Below are 22,101 nucleotides of genomic sequence, written 5' to 3' on the forward strand. Positions count from 1 at the left end.
GGTGCCTGATCCGTAGAGCCACCCCATGGGTGGCTGCGCGGTGCCGCCGGAGAACAGCCACCCATGGGGTGGCTCTACGGCAAGGCAGATAACTACCGCACCGTGTACTCGATCCGCCGGTTCTTCGCTCGCCCTGCTTCGGTACCGTTGTCGGCCAATGACTGGTTCGACCCGAACCCACGCGCCACCAACCGGTCGGCCGGCACGCCTGCGGCCACCAACGCGGCCACCACGGCCTGCGCACGCTGTTCGCTCAACGCCTGGTTGCCTGCCGCGTTGCCTTGGCTGTCGGTATGCCCGCCCACCTCGACCTTGGTGCCGGCCGGTGCGCCTTCGATCGCCTCGGCCGCCTTGCCGATGACGGCCTGGCTGCTGCGGGTCAACCGGGCCGAGCCGGTCTCGAAGTTCACCGTGGTGAGGTTCAACGCCGCGGTCAGATCGCTCGCCGTGTAGCCGCCCTTGAGCTTGTTGATGGCTTCCACGCCGCGATCAAACCCGCCCTGCACGTCGACATTGGCCAGCTGTTGCTGGAACAGACCGCTGATCGAGGCGCGTTCGGCATCGGGCAGGGCGGAGCTGTCCAGGTCCACCTTGTCGCCGGTGAACGCGAACTTCAATCCGTTCGCCTTCAGATTCGGCAGCATGCCCTTGAGCTTGTCCAGCCAGCCGGCTGGCCGCACGTTGGCATCCACGTTGATCTGCCCCGATACATTGTTGCTGCCGAAGGTCGCGCCCAATCCCTCCAGCAACGAGAACTTCTCCGCCGCCGTTGCCAGTGTGCCGGCCACGGCGATCTTGCCGCCGTCATTCTTGAACGAGAAGCGCGGCTCGGCACTGGCCTTCGCCGTGCCGGCGGTTGGCGTGGCCGGCGTGGTGGTGCTTTCGGTAGTGCGCGGCGGAAGGGTGGTCTTGTTGCGCATGGTCCAGCCGCAGTAGGCCAATGCCAGCAGCGCGAGGATGGGCAACAGCCAGCGCCAGAGCCGGAATGGCCGCTTTGCGCCGGTCTTGCCGCCCCCCATCAGGCCGGCGAGGCTGGCCGGCAGCGCTGTGGGCATGACCCCGCCGGCAGTGATGGCGCGCATCAGGATGGGCACCGCGGTGGCCAGCAGGGTGGGCACCATGGCACTGGATGAGCCGGACTTGTCCGCGATTTCCTGGACGGCCTGATTACCGAGCGCGCTGCGCATCTGGCCCGCATCGATGGTGCGCATGTTGGGCTGGCCTGACAGCCAGGAATCGAAGATATCGCCGAGGCCGGCGTTCTTGAACTTGTCGCGGAAGCCGGCGATGCCGCCGGGTTGTTTGAAGATGTAATCGGCCACTACGCCCAGAAAGGCCTGTGCGTTTTTCCCAAGGCCGGTTGCCCGGGCGACTTCGTCGACCAGCGTCTTGATAGACAACATGATGAATCCCCTCACAGTTAAGTGCGGGATGTCTCCGAGGCGGAATCTACGCCTTGGCGGGGTCAGGGATGTGAAGATGTCTACACATGGGGAGCGGTGCCAATCCCCCGGTAGAGCCACCCCATGGGTGGCTGCGCGTTGCCCGCCGAAGCCCAGCCACCCATGGGGTGGCTCTACGCGCGGGTCAACCGATCAACCCGTGAGAACCTGCTCCGTCAACCCAACCGGCCGGGCCTGGTCGTCCATATGCAGCGTCACCGACTTGCCCTGCGCCAGCTGCGCGGCCAGCGCCGGGCTGGCGCCCAGGTTGCGCGCGATCTCGTCGAGCGACACATCCTCGCGCGGGTTGCGGCGTTCCTTGCCGGCAAACCGCAGCCGGTTGTATTCGGCCCACGCGATCAGCAGCACCGAACAGCAGACCAGCATCACCGGCAGCGCAATGACAATGAACGGATCAACCGACTGCTTGTACTCGTACAGCTGCAGGAACGCCAGCTTGCCGCCGAAGAACCACGACAGCGCGGTCACCAGCGGCGCCCACAGGTAGAAGTAGAAGCCCCAGAAGGCAATGGTCACAAACCCCCACGCAGTCCGCTGCAGCCGTGGCTGCTGGCGCGATTTGCGGATCAGGCGTGAGTCGTAACGGCGGGTCGGCTTGTTGGCGTTCATCGTATACCCCGGTCAGGACTGACCCAGATCGCCCGCTTGCCCCGGCGCTTGAGCAGCGTCTTGGGCAGGGCCACCAGGGTCGTGAACAGACTGATGAGCCAGTACGCCATCGGGTACCAGATCACCCAGAAGTAATTACGTCCAATATGCGTTTCGTAACGGCGGTCGATGATCAGGCTGCTGGCGAACTGCAGCAGGCACACCAGCGCCAGAATCACGCCATGCCACTGCGGCAGCAGCGTGGCGATATACAGCTCCGACGGCAGCGGGATGAACTTGCCCAGTGCCCACAGCACGATGATGGTCAGCATCGTGTACGCCCAGAACACACTCAGGATGTATTCCAGCAGCACGCCCCACATGCGCCGCTTGCGCCAGTCGAACAGCGAACGGCCATGCCGCAGCAGCACCTCCACGCCGCCCTGGGCCCAGCGCAGGCGCTGCTTCCACAGGCCACGCAGGGTTTCGGGCATCAGGATGAAGCACAGCGCATTGGGCTCGTAGCGGATGTCCCAATGGTCCAGCTGCAGGCGCCAGCTGATGTCGATGTCTTCGGTGATCATGTCATCGGCCCAATAGCCGATGCGGTGCAGCGCCGTGCGACGGAAGCCGGCAATCACCCCGGAAATGGTGAAGATGCGTCCGTACACGCGCTGCGCGCGCTTGATCATGCCGATGATCGAAGAGAACTCGGCCACCTGCAGCCGGCCCAGCAGCGTGGAGCGGTTGCGGATGCGCGGGTTGCCGGTCACCGCGCCCACGCGCGGGCCGGAGGTGAGGTGCCACACCATCCAGTGGGTGGCGTGCTCTTCCAGCATCGCGTCGCCGTCGATACAGACCAGGTATTCCGAACGCGCCGCCAACGCGCCCATGCGCAGCGCATTGGCCTTGCCCAGGTTGCGGTCCAGGTGCACCACGCGCAGCCGCGGGTGCAGCGCCGCCAGCGCATCCAGGCGCGCGCCGGTGTCGTCGCGGCTGCCATCGTTGATGGCGATCACCTCGAAGTCCGGGTACTTCTGCGCCAGTGCCGCGCCCAGCGTGTCGTCCAGGTTGTCCGCCTCGTTGTGGCAGGGAATCAGGATCGAGGCGAACGGGTAGTGCGTCATCGGCGGCGGGTCGTCGCGCAGGCGCGCCTTGCGCTCGCGGCGGAAGAAGTAATACAGCCCGCCGGACATCCAGAAGAACGCCATCACCATCGGGTAGAAGAAGGCGAACTGGAACAGCAGGTAGAGGAACGGATGCATGGCGGCCTCACTTTTCCTCGTAAGGGAAGGTGCGTGCCGACATCGCTGCGCGCGCATCGTAGGTGGAGGGCTTGCCGGCGATGAAGTCGTCGGGGTACCAGGCGAAATGGCGCACGCCCTGCGCCTGCAGGCGGCGGATCTGCGCGCGCAGGCGTTGCCCGGAAATCGGGGTCTGCGTGCGCCAGTCCACCGTCTGCAGCTCGAACATCGTCTGCGACAGCTCCGGGTCGTGCGCGCGCACCGCCACCACCAGCCGGTCGAGCCACTTCTCCGGGTTGCGGCTGCCTTCCATCCACGGCATCGCCATCAGCGCGGTGTGGTCGTAGGCCTTGTTGAACAGGTCCAGGCGCTGGGCGAACCAGCTGGCGCTCTGCGGCTGCAGCACCGGCTGCGCGTAAAGATTGCGCACCGTGGCCAGCTTCGGGCGCCAGCGCTGCGCGGCATTGCGCAGTTCCAGCGTGAAGTCGATCAGCGCCTGGGTGCGCGCGCCGTCGTCGCCTTCCTGCGGCAGGTTGGCCAGTTCGGTGTCGCGCAGGTACGCATCGTCATGGAACAGCAGCCCCTCGAAGTACGAGTTGATCGCCAGGTCTTCGTAGATGTCGTCGATGATGTGACGCACCTTGGGGTTGGTGAAATCGAGGCGGAAGATGCCGTCCTTCTCCGGGCTCTCGATGGCCAGCGCCTTGCGGATGGCCGGGTCCTTCAGCTCATAGCCCAGCACCGGCAGCCATGCGTACACCTTCACCCCGGCGCGGGTCTTGAGCTGCCACGCCACGCGGTTGAACAGGTCCGCGCGCATCGGCAGGTGGCGGTTGGGGAAGTACAGCGCATCGGCCGAGCCATTGCCGTCCGGGTCGGCGAAGGCCTGCAGGAACACGTGGGTGGGGCCGATCTTCTTGACCCGGTCGATCAGCGCGTCCAGGTTCTTGGCCTGCTGCGCCGGGTTGGCGTCGTACACCGCGTCCAGGTCGATCTGCAGGGCCCGCATGCCGTCGCGCTCCACGTCGCGGCGCAGCTCGTAGGCCAGCTGGGTCACCGGCGGGTTGCCGGTCACCAGCAGGCGCGCCAGCCCGTGCAGGTCGCGCGTCACCGGCGTGCTGCGGCCTTCCAGGTCGAACGAGACCGGCATGCCCAGCTCTTCGGCAATGCGGTTGCTCAGCGAGTTGTAGGCCGCATACGGCCACACGATGGCCTTCGGGCTCACGCCCACATTGTCCTGCAGACGCTTCACGCTCAGCGCCAGGTCGGCGCGGAGCCGGGCCTCGTACTGCGCGGCGGTTTCGTACTGCTTCGTTACCGGGTCGTAGGTGCGGGTGATCACCGCCGGGGTCGAATTGCCCTGCGGGTTGGACTGCACGCCGTGGTGCTGGTTGTCGGTGTGGCTGGCCAGTTCGACCAGGCCACTGCGCTGCATTTCGCGCAGCTGTTCCCAGGTGAGGAAGTCGTCGCGGGTGAACGGGCGGTAGCCGTAATCGATCTTGCGATCGGCCGGCATGTCCACATAATCGGTGATCACCGCCACCAGGGCAGGGTAGTTGTAGGCGCGCAGCAGCGGGAACACCTTGGTGTACACACTGCGCAGGCCGTCATCGAAGGTCAGCAGCACCGGCTTGGTCGGCAGCGGTGCGCCGCCCTGCGAGGCGGTGATCAGCTGCGACAGCGACACCGGGTGGTAGCCATGCGCCGACAGCCAGTCCAGGTGCGCGGCGAAGTTCTGGGTGCTCACCGAATACGCGTCCGGGTCGCCCTTGACGGCCACGTCGTCGCGGATGTCGTGGTAGCTGAGCACCAGCAGGCCGTTGTCGGCCGAATCCAGCACCGGCGGCGCGGCGTTCTGTGCCTGCACGCCGCCGCAGATCGCCAGCAGGGCCAGCAGCAGCCAGGAGGTGAAGCGCTTCAAGTCCATGTGTCGCATCTCATTGTCCCCAGCGCAGACCGGCGTCGAGGCCGATGTGTCGTTCACGTTGTCCGTCGTAGACCGGCCGCGACCAGCTCACGCCATATTCGAAGATGCGGCCATCGGCCAGCTGCCACTCGTGGCGGTACTCGGCCGAAGGCACCAGCGCGCTGCCGAAGCCCTGCTGCCAGTAGTTGCCCAGCGACACCGTGAGGCGGTGGCGGAAGTGCCGCTCGTAGTGGCGCCACAGCTGCTGGTCCACGCGCAGGCCGATCTCCACCGAACGGTCTTCGGACGGGTTGAAGTAGGGCACGTCATCCATGCTGCCGCGGCTGGCATAGATGCTGCCCAGGCCGTCCAGCAGCAGGGTGGGGCGGGTGAGCAGACGCTGTTCGATGCTGGTGCTCAGCGTGTCGCGGCGGTTGCCATCGTCGTAGCGGAACTGGCTGGCGCCTGCGCTCCAGTGGGTCAGTTCATTGCGGCGGTAGTCCACCGCCAGCGCCACGCTGTCGGCGGTGATGCCGGACACGCGCGCCTGCAGCGAGGCGTCGGCATCGTTGCGTGCGGCGGTCACGCCGGCATGCCAGTGGTCGTTGAACTGCCAGCCGAAGCCACCGCTCAGGCCGGTGTCGCCGATATGGTCGTTGGCCCGGTTGACGAACAGCTCGGCATCGGCCTGGCCGTAGCGGTAGCGTGTGCCCAGGCCGATCCGCAGCGGGCGGATGGTCTGTTCCTGGTAGGTCACGCTGCGGCGGTCGGCGAAGCTGACCACGCGCCAGCGGTCGTCGATCACCGGCGACTGCATTTCCACGCCATAGCGGGCGTCGTCATTGCCCAGCGGCGAAGCGCCGCCGCCGCCGGAGCTGCGGCCGCCTTCGGCATAGGCATGCAGCTGCCAGCCGCGGTGGGCCTTCCAGCTGCGGTCCATGCGCTGCACCGAGGGCTGGTTGGGGTAGCGCTCCAGCAGCGAATCGTGGATGGGGCGGGCGAGGTCGTCGCGCTGCAGTTCCACATAGGCGTCGTACTGGCCCAGCCGCGCCGAGACGTCGCGCGGGTCCAGCGTGTTGGCCATGCTGTAGCGTTCCAGCGCCCGGCGCGGCCAGCCGCGCATCATGTACACATTGCCCAGCGAGGACTGCGTGCCGCCGTTGGCCGGCGCCAGCTCCACCATCTTCTCCAGGTCGCGCTGCGCGGTGGGCAGGTCGCCGCTGTAGGCGCGGATCATGGAGAGGTTGAGGTCGGCTTCGTAGCGCGGCCAGTTCGCATACGGCGCGCGCGCGCCCTTGGCCCAGCGCCACGCCGGCTCGTCCGCCTGCCACTTCGAGAGCACCGCAATGGCGGTGTCGGCGCGCTCGCTTTCCAGGTGCGCGTAGGCCAGTTCGGAATGCACTTCGCTGCGGCCGGGGTCGGCCTTGAGGGCCGCTTCCAGCACCGGAATGGCTTCTTCTGGGTGTTGGCTGGCCATCAGCGAATCGCCCACGGCGGCCAGCAGGTAATTCGGCACTTCGTGGCCTTCGGCGAGCAGGGCGTGGTATTCGGCGCGCAGCTGTTCGTGGCGGCCCAGGCGGTTGAGCAGGATCAGCCGGTCGTAGCGGATCCGCAGCGGCGCGGTCTGCGCGGTCAGGCCATCGCGCTGCAGGTAGCGCTCCATCTGCGCCAGCGCGTCTTCGGCTTCGTCCAGGCGGGTGTCTTCGCTGGCCCCATAGGCCAGGCTCCAGCCAACCCGCTTGGCCAGGTAGTTGGCTTCAAAGCGCTGCTTCTGCGCGTCGTCGAACAGCTCGGGGCGGGCCTGGTACAGCTGCCACGCGCGGTGCGCATTGCCGATGTCGGACAGGGTGAGCACCTGCAGGCGGTACAGCAGGTCGTCATTGGGCGCATCCACCCGGGCGCGCTCGATCGCGGCAAGGGCGTCCAGCCAGCGGGCCTGGTCGCGGTAGGTGCTGATCTCTGCCAGGTGGTCCGCCCGCGAGGTGGCCGCAAAAGAGGCCGGAACCGTCAAGCAGAGTGTGGCGCATGCCAGGCCGACGCAGAGCGCCAGCGGCCGATGGATGTACATGGAACCCCCGGGAGCATCCCTTCAAAAGAATCTGTTTGTGCGTAAAACGTGACGCACATCACATGCCAATCGTGCCTGACTTGGCGTTTGTTGACAAATTGTTAAGACGCACAATGGCCTCCGCAGCTGTGGAAACAGACGCGATCAATACTTCAACTTATTGATTTAAAAGACCATCCGGCCGCCGCCACGGCGTTGTTCCGGGGGTCTGCACACCCTGAAACCGTTCATCGGCCGTTGCCGCCGGTTGCGCGGCAGAACCGACCTGGCTGACCGTGACGCAAGACCGGTCAGTTACAGACACGCTACGTCACAAGATGCGCACGATGCGTGATGCGGGCAGCGCAATAGCGCGATATGTGACGCCGAACCCATTCGCCGCCACGGCCGGTCGCGGCATCGCGGCGCGAAACGATGGGTAGAGCCACGCCATGCGTGGCTGCTCTTCGCCGGGTACCTCTCAGCCACCCATGGGGTGGCTCTACCGGCCCTCCGGCAACACGGAGGCGCGCCTTTCACATAACCAAACGTCTTCCAGCTTCTGCGGCTTGCACGCCACCCACGACGCACACAACAACACCAGCGCACACACCAGCAGGAACCCGAACGGCAGATGCCAGCCACCGCTGATCGCATGCAGCCACCCGAACAGGAACGGGCCCAGGCAGCTGAACGCATAGCCCACGCCCTGCATGAAACCAGACAAGGCCGCCGAACCGGCCGGGGTGCGCGTACGCAGGTTGATCAGGGTCAGCGCCAGCGGGAAGGTGGAGGGGCCAATACCCAGCAGCACCGCCCACAGCCACGGCGCCTTCATCGGGGCAAACAGCAGGCCGGCAAACGCAATCAAAAACGCGCTGAAACCAATCACCACCAGCGGGAAGGGGTTGCGCAGGCGTACCGCCAGGGCGGGCATGGTCAGCGAGGGCAGCAGGCCCAGCGCCGCGAAGATCGCCACCATGATCCCGCCGAAACGCGGCGTGGCGCCGGCTTCCACCACGATTCGCGGCAGCCAGGTGAACATCGAATAGGTCATCAGCGAGGTCATGCCGAACATCAGCGCCATGCCCCAGGCAAGCGGGGTGCGCCAGACCTTGCCGTGCGGCTGGGCGGCCGGGTCGGCAGCGGTGTCCAGCGGGTCCGGATGCGGGCGGCGGCGCGCCAGGGCGATCCAGGGCAGGGCGGCGGCCACGGCGAAGATCGCCCAGATGCCCAGCGACACCCGCCAGCCGGCCTGTTCGGCCAACGGCACGGCCAGCAGCGCCGGCACCATCGTGCCCAACTGCAGCACCGTTATATAAAGCGTGCTCACCGTGCCCACGCGGTTGGCGAAGTAGCGCTTCACCAGCGGCGGCACCACCACATTGCCGATGCCCATGCCGGCCAGCGCCACCACCGAACCGAACAGCAGGCTGCCCACGCCGCCGGCCATCGAGCGCAGCAGCAGGCCCACCGCCGCCAGCGCCATCGCCAGCAGCGCGGTGCGTTTCAGTCCGATGCGGCGGGCGACCATCGGCGTGGTCACGCCGAACAGCGCGAACGAGGCGGTCGGCAGCATGCCGAAGACGCCGGTCATGGTGGTGCCGAAGCCGAAGGTCTGGCCCAGTTGGTCCAGCAGCGGCGTGACCGAGGTCACCGCCGTGCGCAGGTTCAGCGCGGCCAGCAGGATGGCGGAAAAGGCGAGCACACGTCCGCGAAGCAGGGACGTGGAATGGGGATCGGCAGGGGTCATGGGAGGCATCTCTTGCAGGTGGCGCGGCACGTGGGGGTGCAGCGGATGTGCGGGCGCGCAGCGCGGGCCGGTGGCCAAACGCTGCGGCATTGTACCCGCCGGCTGTTGCAGCCTTTCGGAACCAGGTAGAGCCACGCCCTGCGTGGCTTTTCGGTAAGCGAACGACAAATACAAAAAAGCCCGGAGGACATTCGTCTTCCAGGCTTCAATGTGACCACTTGTATGGTCGGGGAGACAGGATTCGAACCTGCGACCTCTACGTCCCGAACGTAGCGCTCTACCAGACTGAGCTACACCCCGTAAGGAGCCGCCTATTGTATCGATCCCTCCCTTCGGCGGCAAGGGGGACCGTTGTTTCACCTTCGGATGCCGTGTTGCCACGACCTTGACAAAAAAGCCTGGAAATCGCGTTTCCAGGCTTCAATGCGACCACCGAAGTGGTCGGGGAGACAGGATTCGAACCTGCGACCTCTACGTCCCGAACGTAGCGCTCTACCAGACTGAGCTACACCCCGAAGGAGCCGACAAGGATACGGTGTGAAGGTCGTATCGGCAACCTTTTTTTACTGGCTGGTAGCAGCTGACTAACAGTCAGCTCTACCCAGTCGGCGTACGCAGTCGGCGATACCCAGTCGGCAATGCCCAGTCGGCAAGGCCCGTCGGCAATGCCCCTCGGGGTTACCGCTTCTCTTGCTCCACGACCCCGGCCTCGCGTGCTTCGAACCACATGCCGTTGAGGATGGCGGCGGCCGAAGCCAGGCCGGTGCCGAGGATCCAGGCGAAATACCACATGAGGCTTCTCCTTATATGTGTACCGACTAACAGTCGGTACCTACTGCCGGGCAGAGCCCGGCGCTACGCGGTGGGTGCCGCCCTGGGGGCGGCACGTCGTCATTAATATGCGTTCGGGTTGTCGGCCATGTCTTCGGCCGTGGTCTTGCCCTTCATCACGCGGTAGACCCAGCTGGTGTAAGCCAACACGATCGGCAGGAAGATCACCGTCGCCACCAGCATGATGAACAGCGTCAGATGGCTCGACGAGGCATCCCACACGGTCAGGCTGGAGCCCGGCTGGCTGGACGAGGGCAGCAGGAACGGGAAGATCGCAAAGCCCACGGTCAGGATGATGCCGGCAATCGAGGCGCCCGAAGCCAGGAACGCGGCCATGCCACGGCGGGCCCGCAGCAGCGCCGCACTGGCCAGCGCACCGGCCAGACCCAGCAGCGGGAATACCAGTGTCAGCGGCATGCTGCTGTAGTTGCGCATCCAGCCGCCGGCCGCCGTGCCCACCGCCGCCGTCTTCAACAGCGGGTTGGTCGGGCCGTCGGTCACCACCTGCGAGGTGATCTCATAACCCGGCAGGCCGAAGGCCACCCACGCACCACCCGCAGCGAACAGCACGAAGCTGAGCAGTGCGGCGATGCTGCCATAACGCGACGCGCGCTCGGCCACCGGGCCGTCGGTCTTCAGCACCAGCATGGCCGCACCGTGCGACACCATCATCGTCACGCCCACCAGGCCGGCCAGCAGCGCGAACGGGGTGAGCAGGCCGAAGAACGAACCGGTGTAGAAGATGCGCATGCTGTCATCGAAGTGGTACGGCACGCCCAGCAGCACGTTGCCCACCGCCACACTGGCAATCAGCGCCGGCAGCAGCCCACCCACGAACAGCACCCAGTCCCACGTGGTGCGCCAGCGCTGGCTCGGCATCTTGCTGCGGTACTTGAAGCCCACCGGGCGCAGGATCAAGCCGAACAGCATGGCGAAGATCGCCAGATAAAAGCCCGAGAAGCTCACCGCATACAGTGGCGGCCAGGCGGCGAAAATCGCACCGCCGCCCAGCACCAGCCATACCTGGTTGCCTTCCCACACCGGGCCCACCGTGTTGATCACAAGCCGGCGCTCTTCATCGGTCTTGGCCACGAACGGGAGCAGGGTGCCCACGCCCAGGTCGAAGCCGTCCATCACCGCCCAGCCCACCAGCAGGATGCCCAGCAGCAGCCACCAGATCACGCGTAGGGTGGTGTAATCGAGTCCAAAGATTTCCATCGGGTTTCTCCTGCCTTATGCCTGACCGGGAGCCGGTGCGGCGGCAATGTGGGGGCGCGGCGGTTGCGTGAGCTGCAGCGAAGGAAGAATGTCTGCAGGGCCGGTACGGATCGCCTTGAGCATCAGCTTCACCTCGATCACCAGCAGCACCGTGTAGGTGGCCGTGAACACCGCCAGCGTGGTCAGGATCTCATGCAGGGCCAGGCCCGACGCCGCATAGAAGGTGGGCAGCACGCCATCCACCGCCCACGGCTGGCGACCATACTCGGCCACGAACCAGCCGCATTCGATCGCGATCCACGGCGCCGGTATCGACCACACCGCCAGCCGCAGGAACCAGCGCTTGTCCTGGAAGTTGTTGCGGCAGGAGAAGTAGAAGGCCAGCGCGAAGAAGGCGATCAGGTAGAAGCCCAGGCCCGCCATGATGCGGAAGGTCCAGAACAGCGGCGCAACGCGCGGCACGGTATCCATCGCCGCCTTGGAGATTTCCTCCGGCGTGGCGTTGAGGATGTCGTCGCGGTAGCGCTTCAGCAGCAGCCCATGGCCCAGATCCTGCCAATGGCGGTCGAACATCTCGCGCGCCTCGACATCGTTCTTGTCCTTGCGCACGCGTTCCAGCGCACCGTAGGCCAGCTGGCCGCCCTTGATGCGGTGCTCGGCGCGGTCCACCAATTCCAGAATGCCGGGAATCGGCTGGTCCAGCGAACGCGTGGCGATCAGGCCCATCAGGTACGGAATCTTGATGGCGAAGTCGTTGGTCTGGGTCTGCTGGTTCGGAATGCCGAAGGCGGTGAAATCGGCCGGGGCACGCTCGGTTTCCCACATCGCCTCGATCGCGGCCAGCTTCATCTTCTGGTGTTCGCTGGCGGCATAACCGCTCTCGTCACCCAGCACCACCACCGACAGCGACGACAGCAGGCCGAACGCGGCGGCTACCGCGAACGAACGGCGCGCCATGTCCTGGTGCTTGTTGCGCAGCAGGTAGAACGCGCTGATGCCCATCACGAAGATCGCGCCGGTCACGTAGCCCGCGCTGACCGTATGCACGAACTTGGCCTGCGCCACCGGGTTGAACAGCACCGCGGCGAAATCCACCACTTCCATGCGCATCGTGTCCGGGTTGAACACCGCACCGGTCGGGTTCTGCATCCAGCCGTTGGCGATCAGGATCCACACCGCGGACAGGTTGGTACCCAGCGCCATGAACCAGGTCACCGCCAGGTGCTTGACCGGGCTCAGCCGCTTCCAGCCGAAGAAGAACAGGCCGATCAGCGTGGCTTCCAGGAAGAACGCCATCAGCCCTTCGATCGCCAGCGGCGCCCCGAAGATGTCGCCCACGTAGTGGCTGTAATACGACCAGTTCATGCCGAACTGGAACTCCATCACCAGGCCGGTAGCCACGCCGATGGCGAAGTTGATGCCAAACAGCGTGCCCCAGAACAGGGTCATCTGCCGCCAGACCGGCTTGCGGGTCATGACGTACACGCTTTCCATGATGGCCACCAGGAAGGACAGGCCAAGCGTGAGAGGGACGAAAAGGAAGTGGTACATCGCGGTCAAAGCGAATTGCAGCCGCGACAGTTCTACGACTGTCGAATCGATCATGGCCTGGCTACCTCGTTGGGGGTTTTGCCGTTTCAGGTGGCGGGAAGGGGGTCTACGGGGTGAATTCTGTGACCAGCAACTTCAAACAGCCTTGATTGAGATCAATGTCTTAACGGAGTCCCGGGGTGATCGTAGGCGTCCTGTCCTGCGACCGCGCGCCGCACCGGAAGGGTGGCCGGCGCCCATTACAATGGTCGGCACCTCCCTGTGGCCGCCAGTGAACTGCTTTGAGCATACCCCCCGACGCGTCCACCATCGAGACCTCCGCCCTTCGCCGCCGGCGCCTGGCCTGGCTGAATGGCCTTGCGGCCAGCGCCCGCAGCCGCCAGCGCCTGGCCGCGTTGTGTATCTGCACGTCTGGAGCGCTGCTGATCGGACAGGCCGCGGCCATCGCCTGGCTGATCCAGGCGGTACTGGTCGAACGCCGCCCGCTGGCCGCCGCCACCCCGGTGCTGCTGGGTCTGCTGGCCATCCTGGCAGTGCGGGCCCTGCTGGGCAGCGCCACCCAGGCCGCCGCCGGCGATGTGGCCGATGCCGCGCGGCTGACCCTGCGTGAACGCGTCTACCGGCGCCTGTTGGGGCTGGGGCCGCTGTGGCTGCGCCAGCAGCGCAGCGGTGAGCTGGGCGAACTGATGCTGGCCCACAGCGATGCGGTGGAGAGTTATTACGCCGGCTACCAGCCGGTGCGGGTGGAAGTGGTGGTGGTGCCGCTGCTGATCCTGCTGGCGGTGGCCTGGGTGGACTGGGTGGTGGCACTCATTCTGTTGTTCACCGCGCCGCTGGTGCCGTTCTTCATGATGCTGGTGGGCTGGGGCGCCGAAGCCGCCGGCCGCGCCCAGCTGGGCGAGCTGGCGCGCATGAGCGGCCATTTCGCCGACCGCATCAAGGGGCTTGGCCTGCTGCGCCTGTACGGCCGGGGCGAGGCCGAGCTGGAGGGCGTGGCCATTGCAGCAGAGGGTGTGCGCGAGCGCACCATGAAGGTGCTGCGCATCGCGTTTCTGTCCTCCGCCGTGCTGGAATTCTTCGCCTCGGTCAGCGTGGCCATGGTTGCGCTGTACCTGGGCCTGAGCTATTTGGGCCTGATGTCCCTGCATGCGGCGGTGCCCACGCTGGGCACAGGCATGTTCTGCCTGCTGCTGGCGCCGGAATTCTATGCGCCGCTGCGGCGGCTGGCCGCGCACTACCACGACCGCGCCAATGCTCTGGGTGCGGCGGCCGAGGTGGAGCGGTTGCTGGGTGAACTGCCGGCTGCGCCGGTTGATGATGCGGCAGCGCCACCGCTGCGAGCGCCGGAACCGCTGGAGGCGCATGCGCCGCCGTTGGTGGTGCGCGATCTGGTGCTGCGCCCGGTAGGCGCGCAGCACGATGTGGTGCAGCAGCTTTCTTTCCAGATCGAGGCCGGCCAGCGGCTGGCGTTGGTCGGTCCCAGTGGCAGCGGCAAGAGCACCCTGCTGGAGGCGCTGGCGGGCTGGTTGCCGCCGCGCGCGGGCAGCATCGTGCTGCGACCCGGGCTGGAGGTCGGTTATGCCGGGCAGCGTCCTTATCTGTTCCATGGCAGCATCGCCGACAACCTGCGCCTGGCCGATCCCGGTGCCAGCGATGCCCGGCTGCATGCGGTGGCCGAGGCCGCGCAGGTGATGCGCTTCGCCGCGCACCTGCCACAGGGACTGGACACCGTGATCGGCGAGCGCGGCTTCGGCCTGTCCGGTGGGGAGGCGCGCCGCATCGGGCTGGCACGGCTGCTGCTGCGCGACCCGCAGATACTGCTGCTGGATGAGCCGACCGCCTTCCTGGACCCGGACACCGAAGCGGCGTTGCTGCAGACCCTGGCCGCGTTCGCCCGCGACCGCGTCGTGGTCATTGCCACCCATAGCGATGCGGCGATGCGCTGGGCCGACACGCGCCTGGTGTTGACGGCGCAGGGCCGTGCGCAGCTCACGGAGGAACCGGCATGAGCATGCCCCGTGAAAGCGTGCCCCGCGCAGATTCACTGCGGCAGGTCTTCACCCGCCACCGCGGCCGCCTGCTGCTCACCGTGGTGCTGCTGTGGACCACCATGCTGGCCGGCACCGCGCTGCTCGGCCTGTCCGGTGGCTTCCTCACCGCCGCCGCGCTGGCCGGTGCAGCCGGGCTGGGCAGCGGCTTCAATTTCTTCTCGCCCTCGGCGGGCATCCGTGGCCTGACCATGGCGCGCATCGTCTCGCGCTACTTTGAAAAGCTGGTGGGCCACGACGTCACCCTGCGCATCGCGCGCGACCTGCGCGTGTGGTTCTTCCGCCGCGCGCTGCCGTTGGCCCCGGCGCGCCTGGCCGGCATCCGCACCGGCGAACTGCTGGCGCGGTTGATGTCCGACATCGGCGAAGTGGACGGCCTGCTGGTGCGTGCCATCGGCCCGCTACTGGCATTGGCCGGCATCTCGCTGGTGGCGGTGGGTTCGGCGGCGATCATCTATCCGCCTGCTGCGCTGCTGCTGGCGGTGCTGGCGCTGCTCATCGGCGTGGGTGTGCCGTGGCTTACTGTGCGCGGTGCCAGTGGGCAGGAGCAGGATCGCGCGCTGCACCGTTCCCAGCTGCGCACGCAGGCGTTTGAAGGGTTGGAAGGCGCGGCCGATCTCACCGCCTTGCAGGCGCGCGAACACTGGAACCAGCGCGTGCTGGTGGCGGCCAAGCAGCTGCGCTCGCGTGATCGTCGCCGCCGCTGGCGTTTGGTGGCTGGCAATGCGCTGCACGGGTTGTGCGCGGCGGTGGCGCTGGTGGGAATGCTTTGGGTGGCGCTGCACGGGTTCGAGAGCGGTGCGATTGATGCTGCGTTGGCGGCCGCACTGGTGTTCCTCACCGTGGCCTTGATTGAGCTGTGGGCCGGCATCGGGCTGGCCTGGCAGTCGTGGTTGTCCGGGCGGGTCGCGGCGGCGCGACTGGAGAGCATCGTTGAACAGCCACCGGGTGTGGCCGACACCGATGCGCCGGTGGCGCTGCCGCACCAGCCGGCGACGCTGCAGCTGGAACAGGTGGGCTTCCGCTGGCCGGGGCAGGCGCGTGCGCTGCTGGACGGCGTGCAGCTCACACTGGAACCGGGCGAACGCATTGCCATTCGCGGTGACAGTGGCAGTGGCAAGACCACCTTGTCGTCACTGCTGTTGCGCCTGTGGGACCCCGACAGCGGCCGCGTGCTGTATGGCGACCAGGACATCCGCAGCCTGGCGCAGGCCGATTGGCACCGGCAGATCGCATGGCTGCCGCAGCATGCGCCGGTATTCGCCGGCAGCGTCGCGGACAACCTGCGGCTGGGTGACCCGCAGGCCAGTGACGAGACGCTGTGGCAGGTGCTGGCCGACGTGCGCCTGCGCGAGTGGGCCGAACGCATCGGTGGATTGAACGCATGGGTAGGCGAGAACGGCGCCACCATGTCGGCCGGGCAGGCGCGTCGTCTGGCGCTCGCCCGCGCGCTGCTGCGTGGCTCGCCGATTCTGCTGCTGGACGAACCGACCGAAGGGTTGGATGTGGACACCGCGCATGCCTTGCTGCACGACCTGGTCGCCGCGCTGGGTGGCCGCAGCCTGATAATGATCACGCACGACGCATTGCCTGAAGGCATCGTGCATCGCAGTTACAGGCTGCATGACGGCAGCCTGCGGCAGGCGTAAGCGGCGCGCCATGGCCGCGATGCGAGGTGCGCGATGTGCGGTATGCGATGTGCGATGTGCGAAACCGGTAGGGTCGCATCCCAATCGACTGCCGGGGCGGTGATCAACTCATTGAGGCATGGACCATAAACGAAGCCGCATGGCGTTTACGACGCCAATGTGGACGGCGTATGTTGCGGAGAAAGAAAACGGAATGGAAGCGCCAAGAATGTTGCAGATCGCACCCGCCAACGCTGAAGAAATAGACGTCCTATGCCAAGCGCTGCAGGCCTTCAATCACCCCTACATCGGCAACGCCGAAGCTCCCCCCATCCACCTCATTGCACGCACCTCAGACGGTGCCGTGGCAGGCGGCATCCTGGCCGACGTCGCCTTGGGCTGGCTGGAAATCCATGTCCTTTGGGTAGCCCCGGCGCTTCGTTGCACGGGACTCGGTACATCACTACTGCAAACCTGCGAACGCCAGGCACTGGCGCTGAACGCGCACTCGGCGCGCCTCGACACGTTCGATTGGCAGGCTGAAGCCTTCTACCTCAGGCACGGTTATACCTGCTTTGGCCGCTTGGCGGACTACCCGGTGGGCCACGAACGTGTGTTCATGTGCAAGCGGTTGAGGGACCTTGGCTGACGCGCGGGGTAGGGCGAACGTACCGGTTACGACACCATCTTAGGCAGAGCCAACCAATCCGCCGCAATCAACTGAGACAAACGATTTCCATCGCTCGCTGGTATCTCGCAAGGTATCCATCGGAGCCTGAGAATTCCGACAGAGATACACTGCATTGCAAGTCCTGCGTCGGGAGGGTGGTGAAATACAACACCCTTGTGGAAATACGCCGCGCCCGGATCTCTGTTCGGTTCTCAGCCTCCCGACTCCCTCTCTATCCGGCGAGGGAGATTTCCATCGGAGGTCCACCATGCACAGCAATCAGCCTGAAGCGCCATCATCTGAACGCCGCAAACAAGCGCTGCATCGTTACCCGCCCAGCAGCTTGCGCGTCGATACCCTGTATTTCCCCGGCCACCCAGCCGAACCTGGCGACATCTCCGTTCCGTGCCTGAAGCTGCGCGGCATCTGGATGCAGGTCGCAGGGTTCGAGATCGGCGCGCGCATCAAGCTCGACGTCAAACCCGGCGCCATTCTGCTTACCGTAGATGCACCGCCCGCATCGGCGATGCCGACGATCAGGAAGATGGGTCGTCTGCAGTTGGCGCGCCTACAACAGGCGCAGACCCCATAGCATCGGGCTTTTCTCGTAGCCGGCGTATCGTCATGATCACCTGCACGAACTGACTATGGCGCGACCATCGATGTCCGCTTCTGGCCGAAAGCGGACATTGGCCCAACGGGCAGGCCAGCGGCGCTTCCATCCAATTACCGGAACATTGAGCACTTCGCTCGAGCGGGCCCGACACCGTGCGTTTGCATTCCCATCTATGCACGCAAGTCGCTGACTACTATTCGAACCGCTGCTCCATCGCGTGATGCTCCGACTCCTCTCTCCTGCGCTCACGCTCGATTAGTAGGTCGAGGTCCGCGACCTTATTCGCTACCAACGCCCGGACCTCAGGCAATTCATGCGTAATCAGCTCGCGAAGCGCCTGCTGTCGGGCTTCGATGATCGGAACGCGTGAGTTCGTCCAACTGTTCGGCTCGGCTTGGTCAAAAGCGAACTCAATCAGGCTGGATTTGTCAGACACAACGTCCAGGAGCTTCTTGAAGTGTTTGCTTAGTCGAACCGAGGATGTCGAATCGTCGATCTCCTCCGACCCGTCCTTTGCCTCGTAGACGCGGATGTTGCGCGCAACGAACTCATGACGTCGAGCGTCCTCTCCGCACCACGTCAGGAGCTGATCGATGGATGCAAGATTCAGCGACGGCGATGACTCACCGGATCGCTGCCGGAACAACCAGTCCACGGCGTCGGACTCGGGATCACTCCGTTCGATCTCGAGCAATGCATTCAGCAGCATCTCGGGACGTGCCTCGATGAATGAGGACAGTACCTCGGAGTAATTCTCCCGGGAGAGCCGATATTCCTTGACACCGTCACAGAGCTCGCCGACGAGCCCGGCTACCTCGTCGTCGGGCGCGCCAAGACCGAGCGCTTCTACGATCAGCTTGCCTATGCCGTGATGTGCAGGCCGGTTCGCATCGGTGGCCTGATCACGCAACAGGTAACCCAATGCGAATCGAATGGCCGAGAAGATCTGCGGCCCCGGGATGTAGTTCCAGTCACCCCTCGCGTAAAGCCGCATGATTAGCATCTCGAAGGACGAGTGATATCCCTCTGGAAGTTGGCAGACCGCATTCGTAAGCGCTGAAAACTCGACGTCCGACATCAACTCGTGACGTCTGCCATGGCCGACCGCCTCAAAATGATTTGCGGGCACGCTGCCTTGTCGGGCGACGTCGAGCAACCGCGCACTCCCCCAAGGCGTGATCCGAGTGGCCAGAAGTAGCCAGACGCTGTACGGCTTGAGCTCAGCTTCCGCCAGCAACTTCTCCTGAACTCGGGGCAGCAGGGCCGAGTCGCGCTCCGCGATCGCAGACAAACATCCCTCGATGAACGCGACGCTGGCGTGGCCGGGGACACGTGCCTTGAACGACGGAATCAACATCTCGATCAGCTCTTCCAGATCTCCGAAGGCTTCGGCGTAGCCGCAACCCAGCCAAGCGACCGGTCTTACGCGAGACTCCCAGATCTGCGGCGCCAAACGCTCGAACAGGCCCGGGTTGGAGACGAGCGAACGTCCCAGCGCGAGGACGCGGTCCCGCAGTGTCTCCAGCTCTGCCCCGTGGTCGGCGCCCATACGGTGGGGATGCAACCATTCATGGACAAAAGCGTAGGCGACGATCTCAGACTCGAGGTCGGAGGGCGCCGCAATAGACTGCAACCCCTCCAGGCGCCGCAACACAGCCGTATCAAGACTCGAGCTGTCGTACTCGAGGGTCTGGCCGATAGCCAACCAAATTGCAGGCCAACACCCGCCTGTGGCATATGCTGATACTAGGACTTCCAGAGAATCGAAACAGCCAGCAGAGGTCCAGAGCTGTCGAAAGTTCGCTGCGATCAGTGACTTCGCCCACTCGCGCGGGTCATCGTCTGACTCGAGTATCGGATCGAGCAGCGAAAGGAATCCGTCATACCAGTCGCGTCGCTCCTGCGCGGATTTGGGCCTCCAACCCGGTCCGCGCTTGCGCGCGCCGAACTGAAATCCTCCGAAGGACGTCCACGACCGCGCCTCGAAGGCTGCGCGCAGCAGCTCGCCAGCGATCTCGCGGTCACGGGGCTCACCGGTGGCAAGCAGCCTCCCAACAAGCGCCTGACGTCGGGCTGGGCCAGCCATGGTTCCGGATAGATGCAGCTGATGAAGTTGGCACAACCGACCCACGACGCTGTTGTTGTTTTCTCCACGACGCTCAGTCCGAGCAATACTGAGCAAGATACTCGCCGAGCGGTCGAAGGCCTCGTCGTCATAAGCCAGATCGAAGAGGAGCCGGACAAAACGCTGAACGTTAGGATTGGCGCGGTCGGCGAACCCCGGAATGCGGGCCGATTGCTCGATCGCGCCAAGAAGGACGTCCGGGAAAATCGGAGCCACATAGTTGAGAACCACGAGGTAGTCGTCGCCGAGTGTCGCTAGGTTGGCCAATGGTGCACCCGACTCGACCCACGTGAGGGCCAACTCGCGGGCGCGTTCGTTGTCGTGGAAATATCCGAGGCGGTGGGCACAGGACTGGAGCAGTCGGATGTTCTCTGGCCTCAGGAGCTCGCGGTTGATGTCCTTAGGTTCGTAGTCGTCCAATGCACGGCGCGCGAGCCGGTTTGCGAGGGCATGCGGCAACACGGCGCGCCAGCTGCCTCGCTTCTGGGCGAGCTGCCTACGCACCAGCTCAGCTTGGGCATGCTGCAGGTCGGCGCGCGATACCTCGGATATCGACGACAGGACCCCGAGTTCATCCCCATACTCTTCGCGGGAGACATTGAACGAGTAAACGAGCGATAGAACCGTTGCTGCCCGGAGCAGGTCCGCTGACTCGCCCTTGCGCTGCTGGAACAGCCGCAGGAAGAGCTGCTCGTCATTAAAGCTTGTAAGCGATTCGTCTGCCTCCACCCGGTCAGCGAGCGCCAGCGCCAGTCGGGCGTTGCCGCCGGCGAACTCGGCAATACGCGCTGCATTGAACTGATGGAGCTTGGGGTATCGCCGAAGAAGAAGTTTGGTGACTGTCTCCTCGCTACTCGGCTCGATATGGATGACATCGGTCTCCTCCGGTCGGTCGTCAGAGATGTCGTACTCGATGGTAAGCAGACGCAATGGGGAGGAGCTGGCACTGAGCTGTCTCTGCAGAGATCGGTGCGTCTGTGGTGGGCAGTTGTCGAGGACGACGTAGCTCGCCAGCTGGTTAGCGATCAGGTAGGTGACCACGGCTGATGCCGAAGGTGTCAGGTCCTCGCCTAGATCGGCGTAAAGGACGTCGGTTGCAGGCAGTGTGTCATCCCCAACATTCTCCTCGAACAGGGCCTGTGCAAAGCGTGTCTTGCCAACGCCTGACAGTCCTGTAATGCGCACGGCGCGAGAGCCTGACCGCAGGCGCGCCCGCGCCAGTTCGATCCCCTCCATGACCGTCATCAAGTTCTTTTCGCTTGAGCTGCCATCGATCACGCAGGGGTGAGCGTCGGCCAAAAACTCGTCCTTATCGGCCTTCGGTGTCGAGGCCCAGCGACCATAGGGTCGCCACCCCGCCAGCGGCTTGCCAAGCTTTTCCCGCGCCCAGAGCGCAACACCGGGATGGCTCTTCAGCCACAACGCCAGCCGGTCGGAGCCATAGAAGTCCAAGTAAAGATCCGCGCCCGCACCATACGCTTTCAGCGCCTCCTCCATGCCGGCGAGGCGCCCCTTGTACATGGTCGCCGAGCAGCTGTCCTTGCCGCTGACGATGATGTAGGCCCCCTTCTCATCTGCGAGTGCCTTGATTGAGTCCTTAAGCCCACCCGCCTCGAGCATCTCCAGTTCGCAGCTCCTGCGGCTCATGCTGTGCTTCTTCACTTGGAACCCGGTGTTCGCACGTGGGACGAAGGCCGGCCGCACGAGAGGACGTGCGGTCGCCACGCTAACGTCCAGTCCGCCGTCAGCTGCTTCCTGCGCCCCGCCGGCTTGCACGCTCGACCGGGGAAGCCCCTGCTCGCGAAGCTCGGCTTCCGCTAGTCGAGCGACCAGCTCTCGCAGCTGGCCGTCGTCCAGGGCGGTGATATCGGCAGCAGCTAGTTCCAAGAAGTCCATCAATCTCTCGAATTTACGGTGCGGGCCCTCTCGCCCATATGCCGAGGGTGCGACCAGGGTTGTAGGGGCTCGACTGACGAAGCCTCTGGGCTTCGAGTAGATTGCCAGGTTGAACAACTCCATGTCCCGGACCTTCTGGCCAAGCCGGGGCCTAGTCCGGGTAGTGCAGCTGTCTTTCAGATAGCCTACCGTTTTTCTATCGCAACTATTGCGACCGTAAGAAGCTCGAACCGCAATCAGCAAGCGCCCCAACCCCAAAGCTTGTCGCGCATGCCGGCTCTTAAGGCGGGCAGGGTTTCGTTGGATAGGAGAGCCCGAGCCGTGCCCGATGTAGGCGGAGCTCTTCCTACGCAGCTTGGAAATAGGGGCGCGCTCTACGTCCGCTTTTGGCCGAAAGCGTACTCCCGAAGTAAGTTTTGCTGACCACCACTCCATTAGTCGTGTCTGCTAGGCCTCCGTCTGTTCTGCAATGAGGCCTCGACCAGCATCCTATCCGGGTAGTTGTCATCGTTCGTTG

Annotated in this window: 14 protein-coding genes and 2 tRNA genes; 4 read left to right on the plus strand and 12 right to left on the minus strand. The window is 65.1% G+C overall.

Annotated features, from left to right (window positions below; translation table 11 throughout):
* Positions 1 to 92: 92 nt before the first annotated feature.
* From ACOZHM_RS15505 to ACOZHM_RS15555, 11 genes are all read right to left on the minus strand, one after another.
* Positions 93 to 1,403, minus strand: a complete 1,311-nt coding sequence (locus tag ACOZHM_RS15505; RefSeq protein WP_421570210.1) for an OmpA family protein — start codon at positions 1,401 to 1,403, stop codon at positions 93 to 95.
* A gap of 192 nt (positions 1,404 to 1,595) precedes the next feature.
* Entirely contained in the window at positions 1,596 to 2,072 is a 477-nt protein-coding gene (gene pgaD, locus ACOZHM_RS15510; protein WP_421570211.1) for a poly-beta-1,6-N-acetyl-D-glucosamine biosynthesis protein PgaD, read from the minus strand.
* Positions 2,069 to 3,316, minus strand: coding sequence for a poly-beta-1,6-N-acetyl-D-glucosamine synthase (pgaC, locus tag ACOZHM_RS15515; protein ID WP_421570212.1), 1,248 nt, complete (start codon positions 3,314 to 3,316; stop codon positions 2,069 to 2,071). The genes pgaD and pgaC overlap by 4 nt, the downstream gene beginning before the upstream one ends.
* A 7-nt stretch (positions 3,317 to 3,323) precedes the next feature.
* Positions 3,324 to 5,222, minus strand: a complete 1,899-nt coding sequence (gene pgaB / locus ACOZHM_RS15520; protein WP_421570213.1) for a poly-beta-1,6-N-acetyl-D-glucosamine N-deacetylase PgaB — start codon at positions 5,220 to 5,222, stop codon at positions 3,324 to 3,326.
* Positions 5,223 to 5,232: 10 nt separating this feature from the next.
* Entirely contained in the window at positions 5,233 to 7,269 is a 2,037-nt protein-coding gene (gene pgaA / locus ACOZHM_RS15525) for a poly-beta-1,6 N-acetyl-D-glucosamine export porin PgaA (RefSeq protein ID WP_421570214.1), read from the minus strand.
* A gap of 481 nt (positions 7,270 to 7,750) precedes the next feature.
* Entirely contained in the window at positions 7,751 to 9,010 is a 1,260-nt protein-coding gene (locus ACOZHM_RS15530; protein WP_421570215.1) for a CynX/NimT family MFS transporter, read from the minus strand.
* Between the two features lie 214 nt (positions 9,011 to 9,224).
* Positions 9,225 to 9,301 (minus strand) — tRNA-Pro (locus tag ACOZHM_RS15535).
* Between the two features lie 138 nt (positions 9,302 to 9,439).
* Positions 9,440 to 9,516: transfer RNA gene (locus ACOZHM_RS15540), tRNA-Pro, on the minus strand.
* A 163-nt stretch (positions 9,517 to 9,679) separates the two neighbouring features.
* Positions 9,680 to 9,793, minus strand: a complete 114-nt coding sequence (gene cydX / locus ACOZHM_RS15545; RefSeq protein WP_421570216.1) for a cytochrome bd-I oxidase subunit CydX — start codon at positions 9,791 to 9,793, stop codon at positions 9,680 to 9,682.
* A gap of 102 nt (positions 9,794 to 9,895) precedes the next feature.
* Positions 9,896 to 11,050, minus strand: a complete 1,155-nt coding sequence (cydB, locus tag ACOZHM_RS15550; RefSeq protein ID WP_421570217.1) for a cytochrome d ubiquinol oxidase subunit II — start codon at positions 11,048 to 11,050, stop codon at positions 9,896 to 9,898.
* A gap of 15 nt (positions 11,051 to 11,065) precedes the next feature.
* Positions 11,066 to 12,655, minus strand: a complete 1,590-nt coding sequence (locus ACOZHM_RS15555) for a cytochrome ubiquinol oxidase subunit I (protein WP_421570218.1) — start codon at positions 12,653 to 12,655, stop codon at positions 11,066 to 11,068.
* 227 nt (positions 12,656 to 12,882) lie between these two features.
* Here ACOZHM_RS15555 and cydD point away from each other — a divergent pair, with 227 nt between their 5' ends.
* From cydD to ACOZHM_RS15575, 4 genes are all read left to right on the plus strand, one after another.
* Positions 12,883 to 14,610, plus strand: coding sequence for a thiol reductant ABC exporter subunit CydD (gene cydD, locus ACOZHM_RS15560; protein ID WP_421570219.1), 1,728 nt, complete (start codon positions 12,883 to 12,885; stop codon positions 14,608 to 14,610).
* On the plus strand, positions 14,607 to 16,298 hold the full coding sequence (cydC, locus tag ACOZHM_RS15565) for a thiol reductant ABC exporter subunit CydC (protein ID WP_421570220.1): 1,692 nt from the start codon (positions 14,607 to 14,609) through the stop codon (positions 16,296 to 16,298). Before cydD ends, cydC begins: the two co-directional genes overlap by 4 nt.
* Positions 16,299 to 16,437: 139 nt before the next feature.
* Positions 16,438 to 16,926 (plus strand): GNAT family N-acetyltransferase, encoded by a 489-nt coding sequence (locus ACOZHM_RS15570; protein WP_421570221.1) that lies wholly within the window; start codon positions 16,438 to 16,440, stop codon positions 16,924 to 16,926.
* A 289-nt stretch (positions 16,927 to 17,215) separates the two neighbouring features.
* Positions 17,216 to 17,539: a hypothetical protein gene (locus ACOZHM_RS15575; protein ID WP_421570222.1), complete on the plus strand. Its 324-nt coding sequence runs from the start codon at positions 17,216 to 17,218 to the stop codon at positions 17,537 to 17,539.
* A gap of 217 nt (positions 17,540 to 17,756) precedes the next feature.
* Here ACOZHM_RS15575 and ACOZHM_RS15580 read toward each other — a convergent pair whose 3' ends face one another.
* Positions 17,757 to 21,584 (minus strand): hypothetical protein, encoded by a 3,828-nt coding sequence (locus tag ACOZHM_RS15580; RefSeq protein WP_421570223.1) that lies wholly within the window; start codon positions 21,582 to 21,584, stop codon positions 17,757 to 17,759.
* Positions 21,585 to 22,101: the final 517 nt, after the last annotated feature.

The organism is Stenotrophomonas sp. PD6 (genome assembly GCF_049199305.1).
Lineage (GTDB): Bacteria > Pseudomonadota > Gammaproteobacteria > Xanthomonadales > Xanthomonadaceae > Stenotrophomonas.

Coding starts and splice junctions, on each gene's coding strand:
- ACOZHM_RS15505 (WP_421570210.1), bottom strand. CDS start 1,403: ATGTTGTCTATCAAGACGCTGGTCGACGAAGTCGCCCGGGCAACCGGC.
- pgaB (WP_421570213.1), bottom strand. CDS start 5,222: ATGGACTTGAAGCGCTTCACCTCCTGGCTGCTGCTGGCCCTGCTGGCG.
- ACOZHM_RS15580 (WP_421570223.1), bottom strand. CDS start 21,584: ATGGACTTCTTGGAACTAGCTGCTGCCGATATCACCGCCCTGGACGAC.
- ACOZHM_RS15530 (WP_421570215.1), bottom strand. CDS start 9,010: ATGCCTCCCATGACCCCTGCCGATCCCCATTCCACGTCCCTGCTTCGC.
- cydB (WP_421570217.1), bottom strand. CDS start 11,050: ATGGAAATCTTTGGACTCGATTACACCACCCTACGCGTGATCTGGTGG.
- pgaA (WP_421570214.1), bottom strand. CDS start 7,269: ATGTACATCCATCGGCCGCTGGCGCTCTGCGTCGGCCTGGCATGCGCC.
- ACOZHM_RS15555 (WP_421570218.1), bottom strand. CDS start 12,655: ATGATCGATTCGACAGTCGTAGAACTGTCGCGGCTGCAATTCGCTTTG.
- cydC (WP_421570220.1), top strand. CDS start 14,607: ATGAGCATGCCCCGTGAAAGCGTGCCCCGCGCAGATTCACTGCGGCAG.
- ACOZHM_RS15575 (WP_421570222.1), top strand. CDS start 17,216: ATGCACAGCAATCAGCCTGAAGCGCCATCATCTGAACGCCGCAAACAA.
- cydX (WP_421570216.1), bottom strand. CDS start 9,793: ATGTGGTATTTCGCCTGGATCCTCGGCACCGGCCTGGCTTCGGCCGCC.
- pgaD (WP_421570211.1), bottom strand. CDS start 2,072: ATGAACGCCAACAAGCCGACCCGCCGTTACGACTCACGCCTGATCCGC.
- pgaC (WP_421570212.1), bottom strand. CDS start 3,316: ATGCATCCGTTCCTCTACCTGCTGTTCCAGTTCGCCTTCTTCTACCCG.
- ACOZHM_RS15570 (WP_421570221.1), top strand. CDS start 16,438: ATGGCGTTTACGACGCCAATGTGGACGGCGTATGTTGCGGAGAAAGAA.